Annotated in this window: 23 protein-coding genes; 8 read left to right on the top strand and 15 right to left on the bottom strand. The window is 47.5% G+C overall.

Translation table 11 applies throughout. The features are described 5' to 3' along the window. Positions 1-13 precede the first annotated feature (13 nt). The 4 genes from CCE91_RS03380 to CCE91_RS03365 are packed head-to-tail and all read left to right on the top strand — an operon-like array spanning position 14 to position 4449. Entirely contained in the window at positions 14-1624 is a 1611-nt protein-coding gene (locus CCE91_RS03380; RefSeq protein ID WP_086433845.1) for an aldolase catalytic domain-containing protein, read from the top strand. Then, positions 1621-2307 carry an acylneuraminate cytidylyltransferase family protein gene (locus tag CCE91_RS03375; protein WP_086433844.1) on the top strand — a complete coding sequence of 229 codons (687 nt, stop codon included), beginning with the start codon at positions 1621-1623 and terminating at the stop codon, positions 2305-2307. Before CCE91_RS03380 ends, CCE91_RS03375 begins: the two co-directional genes overlap by 4 nt. Beyond that, entirely contained in the window at positions 2304-3008 is a 705-nt protein-coding gene (locus tag CCE91_RS03370; RefSeq protein ID WP_086433843.1) for an HAD family hydrolase, read from the top strand. The genes CCE91_RS03375 and CCE91_RS03370 overlap by 4 nt, the downstream gene beginning before the upstream one ends. Then, positions 3001-4449 (top strand): glycosyltransferase, encoded by a 1449-nt coding sequence (locus CCE91_RS03365; RefSeq protein ID WP_086433842.1) that lies wholly within the window; start codon positions 3001-3003, stop codon positions 4447-4449. The genes CCE91_RS03370 and CCE91_RS03365 overlap by 8 nt, the downstream gene beginning before the upstream one ends. A gap of 39 nt (positions 4450-4488) precedes the next feature. Here the strand turns inward: CCE91_RS03365 and CCE91_RS03360 are convergent, their stop codons facing one another. The 9 genes from CCE91_RS03360 to aepX are packed head-to-tail and all read right to left on the bottom strand — an operon-like array spanning position 4489 to position 15108. Beyond that, entirely contained in the window at positions 4489-5277 is a 789-nt protein-coding gene (locus CCE91_RS03360; RefSeq protein WP_086433841.1) for a phosphocholine cytidylyltransferase family protein, read from the bottom strand. Continuing rightward, complete coding sequence (locus CCE91_RS03355) at positions 5274-6131, bottom strand: formyltransferase family protein (protein ID WP_086433840.1); 858 nt, start codon at positions 6129-6131, stop codon at positions 5274-5276. The genes CCE91_RS03360 and CCE91_RS03355 overlap by 4 nt, the downstream gene beginning before the upstream one ends. Continuing rightward, entirely contained in the window at positions 6128-6511 is a 384-nt protein-coding gene (locus CCE91_RS03350; RefSeq protein ID WP_086433839.1) for a hypothetical protein, read from the bottom strand. The genes CCE91_RS03355 and CCE91_RS03350 overlap by 4 nt, the downstream gene beginning before the upstream one ends. Continuing rightward, on the bottom strand, positions 6508-7122 hold the full coding sequence (locus tag CCE91_RS03345) for a gamma-glutamyl-gamma-aminobutyrate hydrolase family protein (RefSeq protein ID WP_086433838.1): 615 nt from the start codon (positions 7120-7122) through the stop codon (positions 6508-6510). The genes CCE91_RS03350 and CCE91_RS03345 overlap by 4 nt, the downstream gene beginning before the upstream one ends. Further along, positions 7122-10205 (bottom strand): PEP/pyruvate-binding domain-containing protein, encoded by a 3084-nt coding sequence (locus CCE91_RS03340; protein WP_086433837.1) that lies wholly within the window; start codon positions 10203-10205, stop codon positions 7122-7124. The genes CCE91_RS03345 and CCE91_RS03340 overlap by 1 nt, the downstream gene beginning before the upstream one ends. Next, positions 10202-11473 (bottom strand): CDP-glycerol glycerophosphotransferase family protein, encoded by a 1272-nt coding sequence (locus tag CCE91_RS03335; protein WP_086433836.1) that lies wholly within the window; start codon positions 11471-11473, stop codon positions 10202-10204. The genes CCE91_RS03340 and CCE91_RS03335 overlap by 4 nt, the downstream gene beginning before the upstream one ends. Next, positions 11470-12633, bottom strand: a complete 1164-nt coding sequence (locus CCE91_RS03330; RefSeq protein ID WP_157984137.1) for a phosphonoacetaldehyde reductase — start codon at positions 12631-12633, stop codon at positions 11470-11472. Before CCE91_RS03330 ends, CCE91_RS03335 begins: the two co-directional genes overlap by 4 nt. Next, positions 12626-13747, bottom strand: a complete 1122-nt coding sequence (gene aepY, locus CCE91_RS03325; RefSeq protein ID WP_086433834.1) for a phosphonopyruvate decarboxylase — start codon at positions 13745-13747, stop codon at positions 12626-12628. The genes CCE91_RS03330 and aepY overlap by 8 nt, the downstream gene beginning before the upstream one ends. A gap of 59 nt (positions 13748-13806) precedes the next feature. Then, positions 13807-15108, bottom strand: coding sequence for a phosphoenolpyruvate mutase (aepX, locus tag CCE91_RS03320; RefSeq protein WP_086433833.1), 1302 nt, complete (start codon positions 15106-15108; stop codon positions 13807-13809). 185 nt (positions 15109-15293) lie between these two features. On the opposite strand from aepX, the gene CCE91_RS03315 reads away from it, so the two are divergent. Genes CCE91_RS03315 through pseH form a run of 4 tightly spaced genes read left to right on the top strand, consistent with a single transcriptional unit; the run spans position 15294 to position 18053 of the window. Beyond that, positions 15294-15542, top strand: a complete 249-nt coding sequence (locus CCE91_RS03315; RefSeq protein ID WP_407681273.1) for an acyl carrier protein — start codon at positions 15294-15296, stop codon at positions 15540-15542. A 5-nt stretch (positions 15543-15547) separates the two neighbouring features. Continuing rightward, entirely contained in the window at positions 15548-16762 is a 1215-nt protein-coding gene (locus tag CCE91_RS03310) for an AMP-binding protein (protein WP_086433832.1), read from the top strand. After that, positions 16759-17481: an SDR family NAD(P)-dependent oxidoreductase gene (locus tag CCE91_RS03305; RefSeq protein ID WP_086433831.1), complete on the top strand. Its 723-nt coding sequence runs from the start codon at positions 16759-16761 to the stop codon at positions 17479-17481. The genes CCE91_RS03310 and CCE91_RS03305 overlap by 4 nt, the downstream gene beginning before the upstream one ends. Further along, complete coding sequence (gene pseH, locus CCE91_RS03300; RefSeq protein ID WP_086433830.1) at positions 17478-18053, top strand: UDP-4-amino-4,6-dideoxy-N-acetyl-beta-L-altrosamine N-acetyltransferase; 576 nt, start codon at positions 17478-17480, stop codon at positions 18051-18053. The genes CCE91_RS03305 and pseH overlap by 4 nt, the downstream gene beginning before the upstream one ends. Here pseH and pseI read toward each other — a convergent pair. The 6 genes from pseI to flgK all read right to left on the bottom strand — a co-directional run bounded on the left by pseI (position 18022) and on the right by flgK (position 24916). Beyond that, entirely contained in the window at positions 18022-19077 is a 1056-nt protein-coding gene (gene pseI, locus CCE91_RS03295; RefSeq protein ID WP_086433829.1) for a pseudaminic acid synthase, read from the bottom strand. The genes pseH and pseI overlap by 32 nt on opposite strands. Before the next feature lie 116 nt (positions 19078-19193). Further along, the gene (locus CCE91_RS03290) at positions 19194-20024 is read right to left on the bottom strand and encodes a flagellin N-terminal helical domain-containing protein (protein ID WP_086433828.1); all 831 of its coding nucleotides are present in this window, start codon (positions 20022-20024) and stop codon (positions 19194-19196) included. A 114-nt stretch (positions 20025-20138) separates the two neighbouring features. Continuing rightward, a complete protein-coding gene (locus CCE91_RS03285) occupies positions 20139-20549 on the bottom strand; it encodes a hypothetical protein (protein ID WP_086433827.1) in 411 nt (136 codons plus the stop codon). Between the two features lie 134 nt (positions 20550-20683). Next, complete coding sequence (locus CCE91_RS03280; protein ID WP_086433826.1) at positions 20684-21514, bottom strand: flagellin N-terminal helical domain-containing protein; 831 nt, start codon at positions 21512-21514, stop codon at positions 20684-20686. A gap of 89 nt (positions 21515-21603) precedes the next feature. Continuing rightward, positions 21604-22830: a flagellar hook-associated protein FlgL gene (gene flgL, locus CCE91_RS03275; protein WP_086433825.1), complete on the bottom strand. Its 1227-nt coding sequence runs from the start codon at positions 22828-22830 to the stop codon at positions 21604-21606. Positions 22831-22849: 19 nt separating this feature from the next. Further along, positions 22850-24916, bottom strand: a complete 2067-nt coding sequence (gene flgK / locus CCE91_RS03270; RefSeq protein WP_086433824.1) for a flagellar hook-associated protein FlgK — start codon at positions 24914-24916, stop codon at positions 22850-22852. Between the last annotated feature and the right edge of the window lie 5 nt (positions 24917-24921).

Here is a 24921-nt window from a genome sequence, read left to right as displayed (position 1 = left end):
GGCGGAAATCACCATGTTTATTCTTGACTGCACCCTCAGAGATGGCGGCTACTATAATCAGTGGAACTTTGGCCATGATGTGGTCAACCGCTATCTGCGCGCCATGGCGGCAGCTCAAGTCGATGTCGTTGAACTAGGATTACGTTCATTAAAAAACCATGGTTTCAAAGGCCCCAACGCTTTTACGTCCGATGCTTACTTAGGCAAACTGGATATTGCTTCCGGTTTACAAGTTGCGGTAATGGTGAATGCGGCAGAGTTCGTCAACTCGGAAAATTTGCCACAAACATTGCAACAGCTATTCCCTAATTCAGCCGCTCAGTCACCCGTTGATATCGTTCGGCTGGCTTGCCATAGTCATGAGATTGAAGCCACACTGCCCGCTGTTTACTGGCTGAAAGAGCAAGGCTATCAAGTTGGACTGAACATGATGCAAATATCGGAGCTTAGCTCGGACCATATTGGTTCTTATGCCAAACAAATTAGCTCAGCTCCAGTTGATGTACTCTACTTTGCTGACAGCCTGGGTAGCATGAATGCCACGCAGGTGCAGGCTGTTATTCAGGCGCTGCGCCAGGGCTGGCAAGGCGACATTGGCATACATACTCATGACAATATTGGCTTAGCACTGCAAAACTCGCTTACGGCTATGGCTGCCGGCACCCGTTGGCTGGATTGTACAGTCACCGGCATGGGCCGTGGCCCGGGTAACGCGAAAACCGAAGAACTGCTAATGGAAACCGGTCGTGCGGCACCGGGCGACATGGTGCCTCTTCTAAAACTAATCAACAGTTACTTTGCCCCGTTGAAACATCAGTGTGGTTGGGGTACTAATCCCTTTTATTATCTTAGTGGTAAGCTCGGCATCCACCCGAGTTATGTACAGGAAATGATGAGTGACTCACGTTATAGTGAAGAGGACATTATTGCTGCGCTCGAACAGCTAAAAGGCCAGCAAGGTAAGAAATTCGATATGCGCCAACTGAGCCGCCAACCGCAAGCAACGGAGGCAAAAGAATATACTGAATGGTCACCCGAAACCATTTTTGCCGGACTCGAAATCCTGTTACTTGGCACCGGCCCGGGCGTGCACGAACATCGCGTTGCTATTGAGAGTTATGTGCGCACCAGACAGCCCGTGGTGGTGGCTTTGAATACGCAATCGGCTATCGGACAAGACGATATTGATTATCGCATTGCCTGTCACCCTATTCGGCTGCTCGCCGACCTCGAACAGTTGCTTGAGTTACCACAACCCTTAATAACGCCATTGAATATGTTACCGGAGCAGGTAAGAACGCGATTAGAGCAAAATCAGAGTTTATTAAACTTCGGCATGCAAGTAAGCACAGACTCATTCCAGTTCTCGCGCACGCGTTGTCAAGTTCCCACCAGCTTAGTCATTGGTTACGCACTTGCAGCTTTTGCCGCCGGCAAAGCCGAGCGAGTTCTAATGGCCGGGTTTGATGGCTATGCCGGTGACGACCGGCGCAATCTTGAAATGAATCAGTTGCTGCAGCAATATCAGGCAACGAAGGCAGCAAGCCCGTTGCTGGCCGTCACTCAAACGCGTTACGAAATACCGCAAGCTAGTATTTACGGTTTTAACGGAGCTAATGCATGAGCATGACTGCATTTTTACCCTGCCGGCAAGGTAGTCAGCGCATTCCAAATAAGAACTGGAAGCCATTCGCCCATGTGCAGCATGGTCTGATTGAAATTAAGCTGGCTCAGCTGCTGGGTTGTCAGGCCATTGACCAGGTGGTGCTATCCACCGACGACGCCGTTATTCTGGATTATGCCCACAGCTTAGGGCATACCAAGTTAGTGATTCATGAGCGTGCGGCAGAGCTAAGTCAAAACACCACAGAAACGAATTCGTTAGTCGGTCACGCCGCCGGGTTAGTACCTAACGGCGATATTCTGTGGACGCATGTAACTTCGCCGTTCGCCAATAACCATAGCTATACGGCAATGATTGAAGCCTATAAAGACGCGCTACAGCATGGTTATGATTCATTAATGACGACTACCGCTCATCAGGGATTCTTTTGGTTTAACGAACAGCCAGTTAACTACAACCGGCAACGAAATAAATGGCCACGTACACAAACGCTTGAGCCCGTGCATGAGGTTAATAGTTGTGCCTTTATCAGCTCCAGTGCCAACTATCAGCGCTATGACGACCGCATTGGTAACAAGGTAAAACTACATCCAATTAGTCGCTTTGAGGGCTTTGATATTGACTGGCCGGAGGATTTCAAACTGGCCGAGTTAATGCTGAAAGAGAATTTGGTTAGCTTATGAAATCGCACTACCAGCACTACCTGTTCGATTGCGACGGCGTGATTTTAGATGCCAACCGTGTAAAAACGGACGCTTTTGGTGATTGCGCTGAAGTTTATGGCAGCGCTGCAAAGGCCGATCTGGTCGCCTATCATCAACAAACCGGCGGAGTTTCCCGTTATCAAAAATTTCGTTGGCTACTTGATAAGTACGCACCGCAAGCTAGCGAAGCAGACTATCAGGCACTACTGGAGTGCTATGCACAGCGCGTGTACGACCAGTTACTAAGTTGTGCCAGCGCGCCGGGGCTAACTGAGTTTCGAGCGCAAACATCAGCAAGCAGCTGGACTGTTATTTCAGGCGGTGATCAAAAGGAATTACGCGATATATTTAAACAACGTGGTCTGGCTAAGTTGTTTGATGGTGGCATTTTTGGCAGTCCTACCGACAAAATGACGCATCTGGAACAGCTCATCACCGCCGGGGTGGAACCGCAAACCTCATTATTTATCGGCGACAGCATATACGACTTACAATGCGCAAAAGCCTTCGCTATTGACTCAGTGTTTGTTTCTGACTGGAGTGAAGTCAGCCCAGAAACGGTGCGAAATCAGGCCCCGCAAACACCTATATTCAAAAATATCGCCGAACTGGCAACAGCTTTATCGGGACAATCAATGACTACCGCAACTTCAGGTAACAAGGACAGTGAGCATGGCTAACGATACCACTAAAACCACGAGTTCCGAGCTGCCGCGTGTGTCGATGTTTTTATTTGTTTTTCAGCAACAGGACTATCTTGAAGAAGCAATTGCTGGTGCACTTGCACAAGATTACGCCAATCTGCAAATCGTGATTTCCGATGACGCTTCCACCGATAATTCAGTTGCAGTGATTGAACAAGCCACCCGCAATTACCAGGGCCCGCACGATATAAAAGTGAATGTGAACCCTACCAACTTAGGTATTGGCGAGCACTTTAAACACATAATGAATAATCTGATTGACGGCAAGCTGGTAGTTGCCGCCGCGGGTGATGATATTTCATCGCCCAACCGGGTGAGCAGGATTGTGGAAACCTGGCTGGCAAACGGCAAACCCGACGTGATTGCGCACGATCTCCGCGAATTTGATCAGCACGGTAATAATGTAGATTCTGACCGCACCATTCAGTATCAATGGCAACAAAACCCGCTTGAGCTGCAACCGATACAGCGGCTTACCAACTACTTACAAGACCCTTTCCCATTGCCATTTTTAGGCGCTGCGCTGGCCTATACTCGCGAGCTGTATCAGCGTTTTGAAGCGCCTATATGGGCACCGGATTACGAAGACCACCTGATGTATTTTCGTGCGCTGCTAGGTGGTAGCATTCACTACTTCCGAGAGCCGCTGGTCCGCTACCGTCGCCACACTGCAAATTTCACCAATCGCGACAAGAAAGTAAGCTCCGCAGTTAAACGAGTATCGCTTGGCAACAGGTCACTGACTATTCCAATGGCCTCGTTCGGGCAATACCGCATGCATCAATTGGTTTGTCAGCAATTCGAAGACTATCTAAAAGCGATACAGTTAGAGCGCGTGTGTCTGGACGTCGACCATTTTTTTAAATTGTGGCAAAACCTCAATCGCCGTCATGAACAGTTGCTGTCTTGTTTTGCCGGCTGGCGAGGTAAACTGGCCTTATTACGCAGTGATGTTCAGCACTATTTCAACTACCTGCCGTGGCGCTGGCATTACGGTGTGCGACAACGAGCCGCCAGCATTAACTATTTAAGCCCTATTCGGATTATTATTTTTGGTGCCAGCGCTGCCGGACAGCGCGCACTCATGCAATTACCTGAACAGTTTGAGGTGGTTGCTTTTGCCGATAACAACAGCAAGTTGCAGGGTCAAAAGGTGCTGGGCATTCCGGTAATTGCACCCGCGAAAATTGGCACCGAAGCTTACACTTTTGACAGTATATTAGTCGCCAGTATTTATTACTTTCCAATCAAACAACAACTCGTTAAGGATATTCACATAGCAGTTACAAAGGTCAGTCGAGCACCACAGGCGATTATTAGCGAATCAACAAGTGCTCATCGTTTTCGGCGCACCAGCAAAATTATAATTGCTTCGGCATTCACTGCAGCATTAATTACTGCACTGATTAGTTCATAGCCCTTTATTAACATAAAAGCTTGCTTTGCCGTAACAACATTATTCCAAGCTGGGCAACCTAACCAGCCCGTCAAGACGTCTCTGGTCATACATTGATTGATAGGTTTTTAAATCATCTAATGTATCGACTTCAACCCACCCGCCATGATGATAGGAAGGCACCACTACCCAATCATTAGCTATAAGGGCAGACAGTAAGCTTGTCATATACATGGACTGAACCGACGGTTCTTGGTAAACGCTTTTTTGCTTCAGATCTCTATAAAAATCGATAAATTGAGAAATACGCGAGCCTGAAACCTTAATTAAGCCGACAAACTGCGCCTCTATGTCATCGTAGCTATCCGGTTTCTCACCCAACTCACAAATACGACCATTATCGGTTTTAAATGTCTCCGCATCGTCCAGCGGATTATCCATTCGATGTGACCATAATTTCAACCAATCCAGGTCGGCCGACACAACGACTTCACCTTGGGTGTTGATCAGGGACTTAATCAGCTGTGGCTCGTATACGATATCGCTGTAACAAATTAATAAATCCTCACCCTCTTGCATATGGGATTCCCCACAGAATAGTGATTCAACCATATTTGATTTATCGTAAATCTCGTTCTTAAACAATTTTATGTTCAAATACTCAAGTTTTTCAGATAGATAACCACTGCAAATCGCAATGTCCGCAGTATTAATGCCTGCCTGATGCAATGCTTCAAGTTGATATTGAATGAGCGGCTTACCGCCCAGTTTCACTAAACACTTAGGTACAACGTCAGTATGAGGACGTAATCGTGAACCAAGCCCAGCAGCTAAAATGATGACTCTCAAAGTGGCTTCTCCTGAATAAATTTATGAATAACTCGCTCCCTGAATAATTTGGTCATAAAGAAATAGGTTCGTCCCTCGGGTACTGTTTGCTGACGCACAGGCACGGACATAAGTGTTTGCACTGACATGCTTTGTGTTGTTTCAGCGAAACAACTATCAATAAATTCAATCAATGTAATTATCCTCAGGCAAGGGTCATAGAACTGCAGCAAACCTACGTAAATACTGTATTCAGGTAAGTTATTTAACTGCCCTTGCCAGTCCACCAGGTCGAACTCTTTTCGATACAGAATATCGCCAGTATCAATACCTTCATTCATGAAGAAAACGGTATACCCAGGTTTGCCTCTAAGCAGGTACGACCATAACAATCCGTCTGCACCTCTGACGTCAGGCAGAAAACCCGGATGAATATGAACAAATTTACTGTTTGCCAGCGAAAGTAATTTATCGTCCAGAATACCGCCTCCGGTAAACAAAAAAGTCTGGTCTTCATCCTTTCTGAGCGCGGAGAGTAACTTAGGATCTTTCAGGTTCTTAATACTAAGCTCGCTAACAGTCGCGGTGGGAACACAACTTAAGCAGTTGCATAAATCAGCAAGTGTCAGTCCAAACTCGGCCAATAAAAGCTTTGCTAAAAAATCCGGAACGGGATGTTTCTCTCGCCAGCGTTCACTAAGAGCTATATCGTTACCGTCCGCACCGAGTTTAAAAAGTTGCTCACCAAATGTAGGAGGATCCGTTTTAAGAACAATAACTTTCTCGGGAAGCAATCCATGTTTAAGTAACATCGCTAAATAAATTCTAGCGAGCATAGAATCCACGAACAAAACGGTAAGGGGAACTTTTCTCATACATTATCTTCACGTTTATTACTAACAAGTTTATCCAGCAACACGTCTAACTCGGCTTGGTTAGAGCGATGCTTCTCTGGCGAAATTATCAATTTCTGTTTCATCTGGTTGTTTAGCTTTATAGCTGAATTCAAAAACTTCAAATCACTCTTTATCTTTGTTGCCCTCACTAAGCATTCAAAGAAATTGCAGTACGTTGTATGTGACACTTCTTGGTCAGACATCTTCGAAGCCACATCAGAGCTGTAGCGTTGATAGATTGATTTTACGACATCTACTTTTTTGCATAGCCTTTCGATTACTCGATAGTGGCTGGCTGCAATCTCCGGGGACTGACTTATCTCTTCAACAAAGCTCTCGGTTTCAAAATAGTGTGTCATGGAAGCTCCCTGCAAAAGTGTTCAAGAAAAAGCCGTTTATCGAAGGGTTCGAAAGGCTCCTCTCGCTCCGGGTGCCACATAATTCCCATCCAGGGATGAATTTCATGCTTAACAGCCTCGATAGCTCCGTCAGCTGTAGAGGCTAGAACCGTCAAATTGTCGCCTAGATTTTCCTCAACAATTGAAAAGTCATGGTAGCTATTTACGTTATCTATCCCCCGACTCTCGGCCCATTCACCAACAAGCTTATGCCGTACTCCAGTGTGATGCCGGATTTTCGTAAGCTGCCCTCCCGAAAAAGCGCTTATGGCTTGCATTCCCCGACATACTGCAAATACTGGAAGCTCTCTCTCAATAGCATGGTTGAGGATTGCAAACTCAAGGCTTCTACGCGCGTCCACGCAACTAATATCGCCCCCACCAGTGAGCACAAAACCATCGCAATTCAATGCTTCCAAATAAGCCCTCTGGTCTTGAACCTTATTGAGCAGCGCTACCGGTACAAACCCTAATTCCGTAATAAATTGACCCCAACGTTGGTCCAGACAGTCCCTCACCTCATCTCTTCCAGCAACACTCTCGACTCTTTGAGTTATTCCTATGAGCTTCATTACAAAATTCCTTGTACTTTCTTATTTCTCGGGTCGAGAGCTATCTTGTTATGCTTAATTAGGTTTTTGTAAACTTCCTCTCCAACGCCCACTGCAGCTGGAAGGTTAAATTCTGCGGCTCGTATGGCAATATGCGAATTTGCACCTCCGTACATGGTAATTAAACCCGCAATATTTGAACTAAATAGCCAATCAAAACCTGGGTCTGCATGAGGAATAAGAACTATCATGCCCGAAAAATCGATATTGCCTTCAAGTTTACTCGACGTTAAAACAATGGTGTTTGCTATCACTGACTGGGAACCAATGAAGTTTGGCTCGCTACCACTTAACTCAAAAGAGTAAAAATGCTTACTTGAATACAAAAGCGGTGGAAGTGCACATGCAGCCGACACTGACCGTTCAAGCTCCTTTAATCGAATCATAGCCATGGTGTAGTGATTGATACTACTTGCAGAAGAGTATGAATCTGTCAGATCAAATATAGTTTGAATGGATAAACTGGCTATCTCCGTTAAGGACAAGTTATTCTGCGTTCCCCATACTTCAATTAAATCTAATGCTTTAGACAAGCTTCTGGTAAAGATAAACTTGGCTTCTTCACGACCCGCAATGGCCGTTCTTAGAAAACCCTCAAAATCATCATCATCTACCTTTAGATTCAAACTTCTGAGTAACTCAAACAACGCGACCTTTTCATTATCCCAAGTGCGAGTATCACTATTGTCTTCAGAGACCACCGCACTAGTTTTGTCTACTATCGGCTTTAAGTACTTGTTCGGACTGCGGGCGTATGAAGGCGAAGTAATATCGTAAGTTCCGGGACGTAGGTGTCCATATTTTTCGACAAATTCACGCCAAAGCATTTCTTTGCTATTAACTTTTTGAGCATCAGTACCAAGTTCATGAGAAACGGTTCTGACGCTCGCTAAGAATTCGTCCATGGCCTTTTGACTGATGACACCAACTGAGACACCCTCGCGAAGCATAGTCACTGCAATAAACGCGCTTCGAGCCAGGTGCGCGAATGGCAAGGTTCCGTTCAACCGGCAATCATCTAATAAGCTTCGGATCCACGCCGTCGACGACTTATCATTCTCAGGAATGCGGTCTTGAACCTTATAGAATCGTTTCTCCAACTTTCTGACTTGCTCTAAATCAGCAGCCGTTCGTTCAATTCCGGCGACAGTGATTTGACGTAATCCTTCAGCAAAAGTGTCAATCTCCTCCTCCGTCATTCCCACGTCAGTTCTCAGCCAGTCTTCCCAACGGGAGAATTCTGGCCCCATACAAGTAGGAACAACATAAAATTCAATTTTGTCGTGATAGTGCGGGTTCTCAATAAGTTTTTTTGAGTAAGAATTTACCAGCTTTTCTGCGAGCTCGTCTGAAACAACCGCCGGAATGAAAGAATTAAAACTAGCTCTAACATCAACGTAAGGTTTACCAGCAAAGGTTACCAACAATGGCAGAGGTCTCACATCTCGATAACCATATTCAGAGCGCTGTGTCGCCCAAGTTTCATTTAAAATAAGATACTCATATAACGACTGCGCGAGCGGGGTCGGATTCACACCAATAATTTCCGCAGGATTCCAGTCCGGCATAATGCCGTATATTGGTTGCTGACCGAGAATATGCGGTAAAGGTTCCGCGCGGCTCTGCCATTGCTGCTCTGCTTCGAACATACGCTCGAAAACGGCTTCATTGACATCAAAGTTATTGGGCGGAGTGACCGTAATAGGTCGTACTTGCAGAATATGTACCTGACCACTTTTATCGACCGCAAACTCAATATCCAGGGCATCATAAGAAACCAGATTCTCAATCTCTTTAATTGACTCAATCACCGGTCTCATTCTTTGATCCGTGATGTCGTCATCAGAAGCATCTCTTCGAACATACAAGGTTTTATATAAATTATTTGCTCCGGACGTTATTGTGTCCGTTCTGCCGGTTTCATCATAATTTAGGACATACCAAGGAGCACTGTGTTCTAGCGTTCGAGTAAAAACTACACCGCTTAATGCAACATCCTCTATCATCGGCTGAATAAGAACTTGATGCTCGGGCTGAGGATTACGGTATGATTCAATAACATCATTTACCGCCGCTTCAAGACCACTATAACTATCAACGTCAAGGACACTTTTAAACGCACCTGCGAACGACCCCTCAAAACCGTCTTCACCTTTCGCGCTAGACCGCACAATCAGCTTTTTTTTGCCAAATTTTGAGCGGATTTCAGTTAGTACACTTTCTTTATCTTGCTTCCATTGATTGGTTGTAAATGAAACTTGTTCCTGAATGTTAGCAACGGTGATCACGCTTCTGAGACGCTCTAATGTCTCAGCTTTCGTTCCTAATACAAATCGAGCAATGTCCTGTGGGTTATTGACTTCGGCCCAGTCGCCACAAACGTCTACTTCATTAATTGAAAATCCGTCTATCCGATATTTTTCAATGAGATTTGAGAGGTATAGATTAGCTATTTCATCTGAAGCTTCCGCTTTAATTCTTTTTAATTTGCTAAGAGCAGTTCCACCAAATTTTACCAGACCTATAAATTCCCCGGACGCCCAGGACTGCGGAATATCACGCCCGGTTCGTTGTACCTTATGGTCATTAACTATTACTTTTTCACTCTCAGAAATGTCCTTTTGATCTCTGGCAATATATCGATTTTGCCATTGACTGTCCCAAGCAATAACTAGGTCACCAGGACATGCTAAAAGACTCTCTACAAGCGTTTTTCGAATCAGAATGTCACCGTAGCAAACGACTAACTCATCTATTTCGTCCAGATTAACTTTGAGTAGGGAAGCTACACTTCCCGTTGACTTCCAATCAGCGTTAACAAAAGTTTCAATTTCAGGATAATGTTTAGAAATGAATTCAGACTTATAACCGAGTACAAGATCAATTTGATAGTCCGACAATGGAAATGCTTTGGTTAACCAATCCAGAACCGGCACTCCATTTACAGGCTCCAATAATGACGGGTTTTGACCATAATGCGGCGCACCTGCGCCTAACACGACACAGTGTCGACGTTTATCACTTTGCAGATTTTTTTTAGTCATGAACCACCCACCTGGAGGTATTTCTTAATATCCCGAATAATTCGCTCCGAAGGTAAGTCTTTGTTATAGAAGGTCTCGACATACTCATCAAACTTAGCTCGATTCGGTAACAATGTCAGATCCCTATCTCCAATAATAATCGACTGGATAAAGCTCAGGATTTGGTTCTTGGTGTATGCTATTTCGTGTGTCGCAAATGCATCTCTTCCGAATTCGTTTAAAAATGTAAAATTTTCAAGATTTTTTCTCGTTAAGAAGAGTACTGGCTTCTTCAGAAAAGAATATTCTGCGATAAAAGAACTACAATCATGAATTAACGCATCCGATTGTTTAAACAAGTCATCATAGGCGTCCAACTCTAACTGCGTAAAATCATTCTCTCGCCAAAAACCATAGTACTCATCGGTTTTCTCTACGCCCCAATCCGGGTGACTATAAAGCTTGGATTTAAGCATGGGGTGCGGCTTAAAGGCCCATTGAACCTGGTCCGAAAAAGTTTCAGCTAATTCTCGAATTGGCTCTCCCAATACCAAAAATGTAGATAAACAACTTTCGTCGTCTGCAATAGTGTGGTGCGCTGCAAATATTATCTTTTTCTTTTCTTTATTTTGAGTTCGCCATACTGGCTTAACAGCAACTTCACCATCGTAACGGTCATTGTCTATGGAAAGCGATTCTGTCGCAGGATACCCGGTTAATTCACTATTCCTGCCTGAAACTAGTGAGTGCCGCTTGAATTCGTCAAAAATATATTTATGAGGCCAGTAAATTCGCCACATTGAATTTAGCATTTCGCTGTTTAGTAGTACTGAATGGTCGCCAGCATGCGTTGTTGCCATATAGTAATAAGGAACATAGCAACACAAGTAGTTCCGGAACACTTCACCAAAATACTTTCGCAAGGTAATTTCATGCTGATTCGTAAAGAAAACAATATCAGGCTGTAAAGAACTGATATCCAGCCAGCCACCTTCCGGACGCCGTGAGTAATGAACCGGATATTCCTTTTTCACAAAAAAATCATAAGTTAGATTCATCTCTTCGTACATTCTGTCTTGATCGAAACTAATGCACGGGCAAACTAATATTTCAGGCTCGAACATTGGATCAGCCATCATTTTTTGAAATAAAGAATCGACTTTCCAAACACTCGCATTAATAACTAAAAAAACAACTTTGATGGTGCTTTTTTGCGAGAGCCTACTCACCTCTTTTGCCTGAAAAGATGCTGAAATACCTTCTGATGATTTCTGTTCTTCTGTTTTCATCGCAAGCTAGCACCTTCCGTATTTCTATAAAATACCGCTGAGTACTCTAATATTTTGTAAATTACAGTGTTATTCACAGGAAGAATAAAGTTACCCGAGCGCTGTTTTACGTCCATTTCGGGTAACAAGGCTTCAATTTGTGACCATTGCACATAGTTTTCCAGCTCTGCCATAATTGGCAATTGCGCCAATAGCTGCATAGCCGGCTCGTACAAATCGTGCAGCAGCTCAGCAAAGGTACCGTCAGGGTCTTGTTTTAATACTTGCAGCACACCCGGCAAGGTGTAGCTGCAAGCAATGCCGTGCGGCACCTGATAATGGCTGGTTAAAGGGTACGACATGCTGTGTGCTACCGCCGTGCGGGTAGTTGCTATAGCTAAACCAGCTAACAAGCTTGCTTGCTGCATCATTGCACGGCTGTGCGTATCGGCAGGATTAGCTAAAACCTCGGGTAAGGCCTGCACAATCAGTCTAAATGCCTGGCGAGAATAGGCTTCAGAAATTGGCGTACGATTGGTATTCCACAACGACTCCATACTGTGTGACAGCGCATCAAGACCCGAATAAAGGGTTTCAAAAGCAGGCAAACTCAAGGTTAGTCGCGCGTCGAGCAAAGCAGCGTCAGGCGCTACGGCAGCACCACTTAATGAATACTTACGTTTTTCAGCGTCATCCCATACCGTGGCAAAAGGCGTCACTTCGGCGCCAGTACCGGCAGTAGTTGGAACGGAAATTAAACTGCAGGTACGCGTAACTGCCGTTGCCTCATTGGCTCTGAAGCGCTGGTGTAAAGGCCTACTGTTGGCGCCCGCTAAAGAACAGGCAACTACTTTGGCCGCATCAATAACACTACCGCCACCAAAACCAATCACTACGTTAAAGCTCTGCGGGCTCAATTCGGCTATAAGCGCATCTAGCGCATCTATGTCCGGGTTAGGCTGAATGCTATCGATAACAGTAAAGGGATGCGGATGTAACTGATCCAGCAACGGCTGTAGTGAGCCGCGCTGGTGATGCCCCTTGCTGGTTAGTACCAATATGTTTAATTTTGCACCTTGGTGTTGTTCGCAGTAACCACGCAAATTGGCAAAGGCATCAGCACCGGAAATAATAGTTACCGGCTGCTGATGTTGATAATCAAAGCGCACCGCGTTACCCACGGCAATGCTCCATAAAGGCTTGCTTATTAGCAACCGGAGTGCTGGCTGGGCGGCCTAAATCAGCGCGCGAGCCGGTGCGAATCTTCACTTCCAACAATACAGGTCCGCTTTGTGCGGTTACTTGCGACCATACTTGCTGTAATGAAGCGGCACTGTACGCCACAAAATAGCCGCGGTAGCCCAGGGATTTGCTAAGCCCCGCAAAATCGATACTGCCAGCTACGGTCGGCTGGCCACCCACGGATTCGTGCGCTTCGTTGTTCAGTACCACATGAATCAGATTTTCTGCGCCGCTGGCGGCAATAATAGCGGCGCCACCCATGTGCATTAAGAACGAGCCGTCGCCGTCTAAGCAAATCACCCGGCGGCTGGGTGTGCTGAGCGCCACACCAAGCGCAATAGAGCTGGTATGCCCCATAGCGCCAACGGTTAGGAAGTCACGCTGGCTTTCGTTGCGGGCCTCTCTGAGTTCGTATAATTCGCGCGAGGTTTTGCCAGTGGTCGACACCATTACATCACTGCTGTCGCTACATTCCAAAATAGTGGCCAGCGCGTCTTCACGGCTTAAGCTGTCTGGTTTAGCAGCCGGCTTGGCAAGTTTGTAGTCAGCAAAGGTATTCTTGCGCACCAGCAAAGCCACCGGGGCGCCGGTGCGTTCTAAGTCAGCAAAGCTCTGCATCAGCACAGCATTAGTGTCACTGCCGGCTTCCAGCACTTGGCAGGGAATATTCAGGTTATCCAGCATGCTCGGCGTTATACGCCCCTGCTTTACATGCTGTGGTTCGTCTTTTACGTCGGGTTCGCCACGCCAACCAATAATCAGCAGTGCCGGAATACGATACACGTCGCCGTCGGTTAGCGAGGTTAACGGGTTAACCAGGTTACCCAGCCCCGAGTTTTGCAAGTACACAGCAGCCGTTTTGCCAGTGCCTAAGTGATAGCCTGCAGCTAACGCCAACGCGTTACCTTCATTGGCGGTAATAATGTGCTGATCGGCTGGTAGGGTATCGCTTACGTAAGCACAGAAGCTCTTCAGCAGCGAGTCCGGCACGCCGGCATACATGGTGACGCCATAGTCAGCCAGCGCCTTTGAGAAATCAGCAGGTTGTATCACACATTATCTCCAGACTGTTGATTACCAGACCAGTTGCCACCGGCCTATTTGTCACCAGACTATTTGCCACCAGGAATCAATTCCAGAATCTCTTTAATCGGCATCATGTCGGCATCTACTTCGGCAGAACGGCCATGCTGCAATATCGATTGTGCGGTTTTCATCATCGCCGGATAAGCGCTACGCAATAACTGGTTGGCATAAATCACTATATTCACGCCGTTATCAATGAGCTCCCGCTCAGTTACCTTATTGTAGCTGGAAGGCACGGCCACCAGTGGCTTACGGTTTTCCAGCTTATTGTATCGGGCACAGAACTCAAACACTTCAGTGGGTTCTTTCTCGCGGCTGTGAATCATAATACCGTCGGCGCCGGCATCTAAAAAGGCTTCGGCGCGTTTAACAGCGTCGTCCACGCCTTTGCCTAAAATCAGGCTTTCAATGCGGGCAATAATCATAAAATCGCGGGTTGCCTGCGCGCCTTTACCTGCCTGAATTTTAGCGCAGAAATTCTCAATGGAATCCTGGGTTTGGTCCACCTCGGTACCGAACAAAGAGTTCTTCTTCAGGCCGGTTTTGTCTTCAATAATAACGGCCGAAACTCCTAAGCGCTCCAGCGTTTTTACGGTAAACACAAAGTGCTCAGGTTTACCGCCGGTGTCAGCGTCATAAATAATCGGCTTGGTAGTTACTTCCAGCACTTCGTTCAGGGTTACCATGCGCGAGGACACATCCACCGCTTCAATATCTGGTTTACCTTTGGCGGTAGAATCGGTCAGGCTGCTGCCCCACATACCGTCAAATTCCTGTGGCCCGGCGTCGGTCATTACCCGGGTGTTTTCTATAATCAGCCCGGACAACGCATTGTGGATGTCTAAAAAGCGCACCAGCGGCTTAGCCGCCAGCATCCGCCGCAGCGACTTCAGGCGTACTTCGGGCGTTGTACCTATGTCTTTCATCGCCGCATGCAGTTGGGTAGAGGAAATGCCTTTAGTGTATGGCACTTCAACCAGTTCACCGCCCCACTCGGCCAGGGTATCAATAACCCGTTGGCGGGTTTTCGCCTGCACCCCTTCACGCCAGTCGTCGCCGTGCACTACATAGTCCGGCTTGAGCTGCTGCAAATTGGGCGCATAATCTAAAGTTTCCTGCGGCACCACCTGCACAACGCCTTTAATGTTTTCAACCACAACCTTACGTTGTTCAAAGGTCATAAAAGGCACGCGCTTGTAACTGGCAATGGCTTTGTCGGTTAACAAGCCCACTGTCACGTCGCCAAGTTCAGCGGCTCTTTTTAATATATTCAGATGTCCCGGATGAACCAGATCAGCACTCATTCCGACATAAACATGTTTTGACATAGGACACTCTTATTTTTCAGATGGTTAACTCACAGTATTCTTATCGGAAGCATGGCACAATTCTATAGTGAATCGCTAACGAAAAGTCGCTCTGTAAGAAAAACATCATGCATAGTTTTACTGAAATGGTAAAGTTGCAAGCTAGTTGGTCCGATAAAACAGAACCACCGGAGACGAATAGAACAATGATGCGCGATACTATTTTAACGCTCATGAATGAGGCGGCCGAAACCACAGGCGCTGAACTGCAGCCTGATATTAACCACGATACAGTACTGCTGGAGTCAGGCCTCGACTCACTTGGATTTGCTATTTTAGTAGCGCGCCTGGAAGAAGAGCTTGGCTACGACCCCTTCAGTATCATGGACGAACCCGTTTACCCGCGCACCTTCGGCGAGTTTGTGGCTATTTACGAACGCTTCGCTCCCAAATAATACCAATGACTAAAACCAGTTTTCGCGCCCAGTTACAGCAATCATTAACGCCACAGTCACAGCTGGTGGCAGGCTCTGCTGAACTTGAACTGGACGAACTGCTGGCGGCAACACCTGCCGTTGAAACCGAAGACGTGGTAAGCATTTCCAGCGCAGCTGCGCTCGATTTTATAAAGTCATTGCTACAGTACGACGGCGCCGCCAATAAACTCTTATTGTTACCGGCCACCGCCGACACCGAACTCACCACTGCGTTACAACAACAAGCCGCGGCGCTACCGGCTAAAGAGCATACTCAATGGTTGCTGGCTACGTCCGGCACCACAGGCACACCCAAGCTCATTTCGCACAGTTTGAACAGCCTCACCCGGCAACTGCAGCGCAACCTGACCAAGGGGGCCGAACTGCGCTGGGGCTTGCTGTACGACCCGGCTCGTTTTGCCGGGTTGCAGGTAGTATTGCAGGCTCTTTGTGGTGGCTCAGCATTAGTCATTCCCGAAGGCGAGAGTCTAACCGACCAGTTACAGCAATTGATTGATGCGAAAGTGAATGCCTTGTCAGCAACACCTAGCTTATGGCGCAAGCTATTAATGCTGCCGGGCTTAGGCAAATTGCCATTGCGCCATATCACCTTAGGTGGCGAAAGCACCGATCAACAAACGCTAAACGCCCTGAAGCAGAAATTCCCGCAGGCTAAGATTCGTCATATTTACGCTTCTACCGAAGCTGGCGTTGGCTTTTCCGTTGCCGATGGGCTGGCCGGGTTTCCAGCCAGCTGGCTTGACAATAAAACTCGCAAGCCAGGCCCTGATAGTACCTTGCTGCTACGTAGCAATGAACAGGAACAATGGCTCGACACCGGCGACTTAATTGAAGTAACCAGTGATCGCGTTTATTTCCAGGGTCGCCTCAACGGCACTATTAATGTGGGTGGTAACAAGCTACAACCAGAGTTAATTGAGAGTTTCTTACTGGGGCAAAACGGTGTGGCCGACGCCCATGTGTACGGCCAACCGAATAAAATGATGGGTAATTTGGTTGCCGCCGATGTAGTGCTACAATCAGGCCATACCAAAGAAGCTGTATTTAAAGCCATACGTGAGGCCTGTCGCAGCCAGTTTGAAGCCTGGCAATGCCCGGCATTACTGCGCCAGGTAGCTGAAATTGAAACCTCAGCGGCCGGTAAAAAAATACGTCAGCAAGCAAGGACAACCGAATGAAAACAGTAATTGTAACCGGCGCGTCGCGTGGGCTGGGACTGACTATTTGCCAGCAGCTACTGGCGGCAGACTATCAGGTAGTCGGCATTGCCCGCACCCATACCGCCGAGTTTAAGCAGTTGCAGCAACAGCACTCCGGTAAGTGCCACTTTCATGCCTTCGACATGCAACAAATTCAGGCTATTCACGAGCTTTGCCAGCAGTTAATAGAAAGCTATGGTCGCCCCTGGGCACTAGTGAACAATGCCGCTATGGGCCAGGGAAGCATTCTGGCTACCTTGCACGAAAGCCAGTTGCATCAATTGCTGCAGGTAAACCTTGAAGCACCCATGCTAATGAGCAAGTATTTGTCGCGCTCCATGCTGCTAAATGGTGCCGGACGGGTGGTAAACGTAACTTCTATCGTCGCGCAAACCGGTTTTAATGGCCTGAGTGTGTATGGCGCCACTAAAGCAGGTTTGGAAGGCTTCACACGGTCGCTGGCTCGTGAACTGGGCAAAGCCAAGGTTACCGTAAATAACGTAGCACCAGGCTATATGGAAACTGAAATGACCAGCGGCCTACAGGGTGACAAACTGGCATCCATTCAGCGCCGTTCCGCTTTGCGCCAGTTGGCTACCCCGGCCGATGTGGCCGCGGCGGTTAGCTATTTAGTCAGTGATGCCGCGGCGCGAGTTACCGGTACCACTATTACTGTTGATGCAGGCAGTACCGCGTGAGCACCCGGCCACAAACCGAATTCACACTCTTTAACGACAATTACTGTCGCACTATTTGGCAGTGGCGCAATCTGCCTCGTGTTCGCGAGCAAATGCGTAGTACCGAGGAAATCAGTTGGCAGAATCATCAACGCTGGTTTCAAAGTGCACTGCAAGACCCGAACCGCAGTGATTTTGTGATGCTGCAAAATGAACGCCCTATTGGCGCCCTGAATTTTACCCAGGTGCAGGAACCCTGCTGGGAATGGGGCTGCTACTTAGGTGAAACCAACGTATGGCCAGGATCCGGACTATTACTGGAAGTAGCAGCGCTGGACTACGCCTTGCTGCAGAACAATTGCCAACAACTGTACGCCGAAGTGAAAGTTCAGAATAAGGGCGCGCTGGCCCTGCACAAGTTATTTGAATACCAAACCGCTGAACCGCCGAATGCTGACTATTTGGCTTTTACTTATCAGCGCGATACCTGGCAACAGCAGCGCGAACGCGTGCTGGCCAAGTTACCTAAGCCCCATCAGGAAGCCGCGGCTGCTATCGTATTTACTCCGGCTCACCCAGCAAGTCCCAGCTAAGTGCGGTGCCCATAGTTACTGCGCGGGTTACTTTGCGACCCAGTACTTGCGGTAAGTACTTACAGGGCAAACCTAGCCCCGGGCGCACCGAGCGCACATTCTGCTCAGTTAATGTTTCACCAGCTTGCACGTCTGCGCTGATATACAGCGAGCGACGATGCTTACGTGCCGGTAGTTCGGTATCAGTGGGCCCGTAACGCACTTGCCCCAACGACTGCCAGCCAGCGGTTATTTCAGCCACTAGTTGTTTCATTTCAACCGGCTCTAGTGAGAACGCAGCATCTACCGCTTTATCGTCACTGCGGTCTAACACAAAATGTTTTTCAATAACGCTGCCGCCCATAGCCACCGCAGTAACAGCAGCACCAAAACCACGGGTGTGATCAGACAAGCCTACTTCACAACCAAATAGCTCGCGTAAATGGGCAATAGTTTTCAGGTTGGCGTCTACCGGCGCTGCCGGATAATTGCTGGTGCATTTTAATAGCAGTAAATCTTTGCAGCCGGCTTCGCGCAGCACCGTTACCGACTCACTCAGTTCAGTCAGGCTGGCCATGCCGGTAGACATAATAATAGGTTTGCCGGTAGCAGCCACTGCTTGTAACAATGCGTGATCAGTGTTCTCAAACGAAGCCACTTTATAACAAGGTACATTCAGTGTTTCTAAAAACTCTACGGCACTGGCATCAAAGGGCGAGCTAAAGGCCACCATGCCCAGATCCTGCGCGCGCTTAAACAGCGGCTGGTGCCATTCCCAGGGTGTCATGGCTTGTTCATATAACTGATGCAGCGACTGGCCATGCCACAGGCTGTCGGGGTTTTCGATGTAAAAGTCACCGGTATGCACCGGCAAGGTCATGGTATCGGCAGTATAGGTTTGCAGCTTCACAGCCTGACAACCCGCAGCTGCGGCCGCTTCAATCAGCGCTAAGGCTTTATTGTAATCACCACCATGATTTCCGGAAATTTCCGCAATCACAAAAGGGGCAAAAGCCGCGCCAATGGAATGTTGTGCAATACGCATGACTACTCCTTGCTATAAACAAAACTTAAGTTACACCAAACAGCCATAAAAAAACCAGGCCGGAGCCTGGTTTTAAGCATACCATCAGAATTCTGATGATGTTATCTCTTACTAGCTTAGCCCAACAGTGACAGAGCTGCCTGTGGACGCTGGTTAGCCTGCGCCAAGATAGTTGTGCTTGCTTGCTGCATGATCTGGAACTTAGTCAGTTTTGCTGTTTCTGCAGCAAAGTCTGTGTCCTGGATACGTGATTGTGCAGCACTAACGTTCTCAGAAATGTTAGTCAGGTTACGGATAGTTGACTGGAAGCGGTTTTGAATCGCACCCAAATCAGCACGCGCGCCGTTCACGATTGACAATGCCGCATCAATAGATGCCAAAGCGCTTGCTGCGCCGGCAGTAGTTGATACTGACACGTTCGCGCCGTCTACACTCAAACCACCAGCACTGAAGCCATTGGTGTTTTTCGCGATAACGTCAATCGTCTGACCAGCGTTCGCACCTACTAAGAAAGAGGCACTCAGTTCACCGTCCAGTACTTTAATACCGGCGAATTCACTGTTGCTGGCAATACGGGTGATTTCCGATTGCAGCGCGCTAACTTCTTTGTTCAGAGCGTTCAAATCTTCAGAAGAGTTGATACCGTTTTGAGCCTGAACCGCCAACTGACGCATACGTTGCAGTGCAGTTGTGGTTTCTTGTAATGCACCTTCAGCGGTTTGCGCTAAAGAGATGCCATCGTTCGCATTACGTACAGCCTGGTTCAGACCTTCGATTTGTGAAGTCATCCGGCTAACAATCTGCATGCCCGCAGCATCATCAGCAGCGCTGTTGATACGGAAGCCTGAAGACAGACGTTCGAATGACTTATCCAAGCCGTTAGTTGAAGTCATTAACTGACGCTGTGCATTTAACGATGAAACGTTAGTATTTACGTATAAAGCCATTTTATCCTCCCGCTTCGATCACACAACGTGACGTTGAAGCCTTCAATTAAGTGGGGTTAATCCCCGCGCTTATTTAAGTTATCGGACAAAATGTCGGCAGCTTTAATTATTTTTTCAATGTTCGTTCGTTTGTTCCGCAGCATGCTGGTAATACTGTTGCATAGTTAGCGTTGAGTTCTGCATCAAACACTGAAACGCCATGCCAGCAAAGGCATAGCTAGCCTCATTCTTCAGTAAAAATACCGCTGGAGCTTGTTCATCGCTGGTATCGTAATGCCAGCTACCACCATGACTCTGGCGAAACACTTCACCAACGTAGCCACCCAGCATGTTTGACAACGTAAACACTACTTTGTTGTCGGACAAATCATGGTTCGCTGAGGCAATAAGTTTCTCAATTAGCACGTCAACATCAGCAACACTTGCTTCGCTACCGTCTAAGCTTATTTGAAACTGCTCTTCGGCATAACTTTTCGTATCAGCAAACATTTGCTGCATCAGGGTATCGAGCTCTTGCTGTTGCATGTAAACCTCTTCTTTATTGATAGCAGTTACTCATTGTGACGAACTGACTATAAAAATCCAGCTATAAAAAAACCAGGCCGGAGCCTGGTTTTAAGCATACCATCAGAATTCTGATGATGTTATCTCTTACTAGCTTAGCCCAGCAGTGACAGAGCTGCCTGTGGACGCTGGTTAGCCTGCGCCAAGATAGTTGTGCTTGCTTGCTGCATGATCTGGAACTTAGTCAGTTTTGCTGTTTCTGCAGCAAAGTCTGTGTCCTGGATACGTGATTGTGCAGCACTAACGTTCTCAGAAATGTTAGTCAGGTTACGGATAGTTGACTGGAAGCGGTTTTGAATCGCACCCAAATCAGCACGCGCACCGTTAACTACTGATAATGCCGCATCAATTGATGCCAGAGCGCTTGCTGCGCCGGCAGTAGTTGATACTGACACGTTCGCGCCGTCTACACTCAAACCACCAGCACTGAAGCCATTGGTGTTTTTCGCGATAACGTCAATCGTCTGACCAGCGTTCGCACCTACTAAGAAAGAGGCACTCAGTTCACCGTCCAGTACTTTAATACCGGCGAATTCACTGTTGCTGGCAATACGGGTGATTTCCGATTGCAGCGCGCTAACTTCTTTGTTCAGAGCGTTCAAATCTTCAGAAGAGTTGATACCGTTTTGAGCCTGAACCGCCAACTGACGCATACGTTGCAGTGCAGTTGTGGTTTCTTGTAATGCACCTTCAGCGGTTTGCGCTAAAGAGATGCCATCGTTCGCATTACGTACAGCCTGGTTCAGACCTTCGATTTGTGAAGTCATCCGGCTAACAATCTGCATGCCCGCAGCATCATCAGCAGCGCTGTTGATACGGAAGCCTGAAGACAGACGTTCGAATGATTTATCCAAACCGCCGGTTGAAGTCATCAACTGACGCTGAGCGTTCAAAGATGATACGTTTGTGTTTACATATAAAGCCATGTTGATTCTCCTCGCCGACACTTACAGGTCGTGTTTCAAGTTGCTTCAGTAAATTTATCGGCGCGAAGAAAGGAAGCTTTAATATTTATTTAGAGAAAATTGAAAAGACTTAAACGGTTGATACGAACATACACCTGTTGTGAAGCCTGCAGCACGGTTTCCTGCTTAGTTAGCTCGGTAATAGCGGTGGCATAATCCACGTCCTGAATACGCGAACGGGCATCTTTGTTCACTATCTGGAAATCAAAGTTACTGTTACGGGCGTTATCCATAACGTTCAACCGGGCACCCACACTGGCACGTGCTGAAACCACTGCATCTTTACCTTTGCTTAAGTCATCCAAGGCAAAGCCGATCTCGTTTTCCCAGTTCTTCAGCGCGTCATCACCGTTATTACGCAGCGAGCGGGCTAAATCGCCAATGGCAGTAGCCACGTTACGCTCTACCGGTTCTTTAAAGTTAACAGTTAAGGTTTCACCTGCTGCCGGCGGTTCTTTAAAGGTAAAGCTAGATCCGGCAAAGCGGATAGGTTCACCCGGCGTATAAGCGCTGGGTCCTGCTATTACCGCGCCAGCAGAATCCGTTACCTGAAACTGATTACCCGCCTGAATTTCAACGTTAAAGTAGTTGTTAGCCGGGGTTGCGTCGTCATAAAGAGTGTCAAGTTGATCAATAAAGCCCTGGCGATCATTTACTTTAAACACGGCTTCACTGGTGGTAGAACCGGCATCGCGACTTACCGAAATGCGGTCTGATACTTTGGTAAACACAGAACTGCCCGGGTCGCCAGCAGCCAATTTCAATGATGGTGACATTTGCAGCAAGCGCTGGCCGTCATCACCATTATATTCATAAGTTTGTTTCGCACTGTTGTAAATAAACGACTCGTCACGGTTCTGAAAACCCGCAAAGATATACTCACCACTTTCGTCCTGTGAGTTCATTAAGTCGAATACTTCGTCTTCCAGTGACTCCAGTTCAAGCGCCAGAGCTTTGCGATCTTCCACCGACATAGTGCCGTTACCTGCTTGAATAGCCAGTACCCGGGCACGGTCAATAGCCGTGGTAATATTCGACAACACGCTTTCTTCACGCTTCAGGTTATTTTCAAGCGTGGTGGAGTTGCGCTGAAACTGATCGTTCTGACCAATTTTTTCATCCAGCGCCATCACCTGCGCCTTACCAATTGGATCATCGGCCGGACTTAGAATTTTGGTTTGCGCACTCAGTTGGTCCTGCACTTTTGACAGCGCCTGCTGGGTGTTCAGCACACTATTTAAACCGCGACTGAATATTAAACTGGTACTTAAGCGCATAGTTTACCTCGTCAACTGCTTAGCGGAATGACTGCAGCAGCGTATTGAATATATCCTGAGCCACGGTAATCAACCGTGCTGACGCATTGTATGCCTGCTCATATTGCAGCAGGTTTGAGGCTTCTTCTTCCAGGTTCACCCCGGAAGTGGACTCAAACATGGCCTTGCTCTGATCGCGAATAGCTTCAGCGGCATCGCGTTGAATCCGGTCGCTTGATACTTTGGTTCCCACATCGGAAACCAGGCGACCGTACGACTCATTAAAAGTCATGGTGGGGTCTGCTTCCGCCCCGCCCGAGCGACGTACCAACTGCTGACGTTGCAAGTCGGTTAAGCGCTGACCATTGGTATTATCATCAAAACCATTGGTATTAAATTCGATATTGTAGGTATCACCCACTGCCGGCTCGCCAATAATAGACACTTCGTAGTCAGCAGTGTTGGCGTAGCCGTCTAACTGCGATACCAGGTTATTGTTGTCGGTGGTGCTGATAGACGGCGACACACCCGATGAATTGGGAATTAAGTTACCGTCAAAGTCATACACGTCGTACTGGTATTCACCGGTACCTGCATCTATGCCTAAAAACTCAAACCGCGCTGGAGCACCGCCATCCAACCCATCGTTACTGCCATTAAACTGATTGTCAGTGCCATTTAAGCTGCTAATGTCCATGCGTGACGCGCCGGTGTTATTACTATCGGCAATAATTCGAATAGGTGCAGCTAAAGCTAAATCTTCCGGCCGACGGATGTTCACATTAATGGCTGAAGCAGCAACTTCGGTTGGTTTAATCAGAAATTGATCGCCGTCAGTGACACCCGGGTCACCAAAATCTACCGTCAGTCCCAGCTCTTCAATATCCACGGTACGTGGTGTGGTGGTTGGAATAACACCAGTAACAGCGGTAGCACCCGGTGCATCTTCACCATTAGGGCCAAGCGGTGTAATGGCATATTCCAGGGTACCGGCGTTATCAATAATATCTATGCGCAGGTTTTCCGACGGCAATGAGGCACTGTTGCCTTCCAAAATACCGGCGGTAACGCGCGATGCGGCATTGGTGTTATCAGGATATGGCTTGCCCTGTACTTCAGTATCGGACAAATCAAACAACTTAATGCCCAACTGGTTATCTAAATCCATGCCCTGCTGATTGGTGGTGTTCATGGCATCAGCTACGCGCAGCGCCAACTGACCAATGCGGTTCTGAGTTGGAATCAACACGTTGTCACGGTAATTCAGGTAACCACCCATTTCACCGCCAATCTGCTCCGCTGGAACTTCGAATTTAATCACCCGGCCCGAGCTGGCAATGCGATTCTCCAGTACCAGTTCTAACTGCTCATTGTCTGGCGACTGTTGCGTTGACAGAATATTAAAACGACCGTCTTCCAGCAGCACTGGCTGACCGTTCTTCATCGACAAGCCAACCGCACCACTGTCAAATTCCTGCATCTGAAAATCACCGTATTCAGCCAGCTTACGTAGCTCCTGATCACGTTGATTCAATAACGTGTTTAACTGCCCGTTTTCACGCGCAGTTGGGCCTATCGCTAAAATCTTTTTGTTAAAGTCAGCAATGCCCTGCACAACTTTGTTGGCTTGCTCTACCGACAGCTTAAAGCGTTCGTTAATGGTTGCGCGTTGCTCCACCAGGTATTCACTAAAGTCGTTGAATTTAGTGGTCATGGCGTTGGCTTCAGCAATCACCAACTGGCGGGCCGTAACAGATCCAGGATCGTTGTTGGCATCCTGCAGGCTGTTAAAAAAGGTCTCTACCGACTTCGCCACGCTGGTGGTATCACCACCGAGCAATGTATCTAATTGCTCAGACTGAGCTAACTGTGATTCAAAGTAGCTGAACTGGGAAATATCGGTACGCAACTGACGCGCTGAAAAGCTATCAATTAAACGCTGCAGCTCAACCCGACCAACCCCGCTGAACTGATTTTGAGTGTAATTAGTGCGCTCGCGAACGTAGCCTTCGGTGTTCACATTGGTAATGTTGCGGCCAGTGGTCTGCAGGCTCTGTTGATGCGCCAACAAGCTATTGGTTCCGGTTTGTAGTAGGTCAAAGCTCATGTCGC

This window comes from Pseudidiomarina planktonica (genome assembly GCF_900177775.1).
GTDB lineage: Bacteria > Pseudomonadota > Gammaproteobacteria > Enterobacterales > Alteromonadaceae > Pseudidiomarina > Pseudidiomarina planktonica.
The sequence above is the reverse complement of the archived record's forward strand: the minus strand, read 5'-3'. Positions and strand labels throughout refer to the sequence as shown.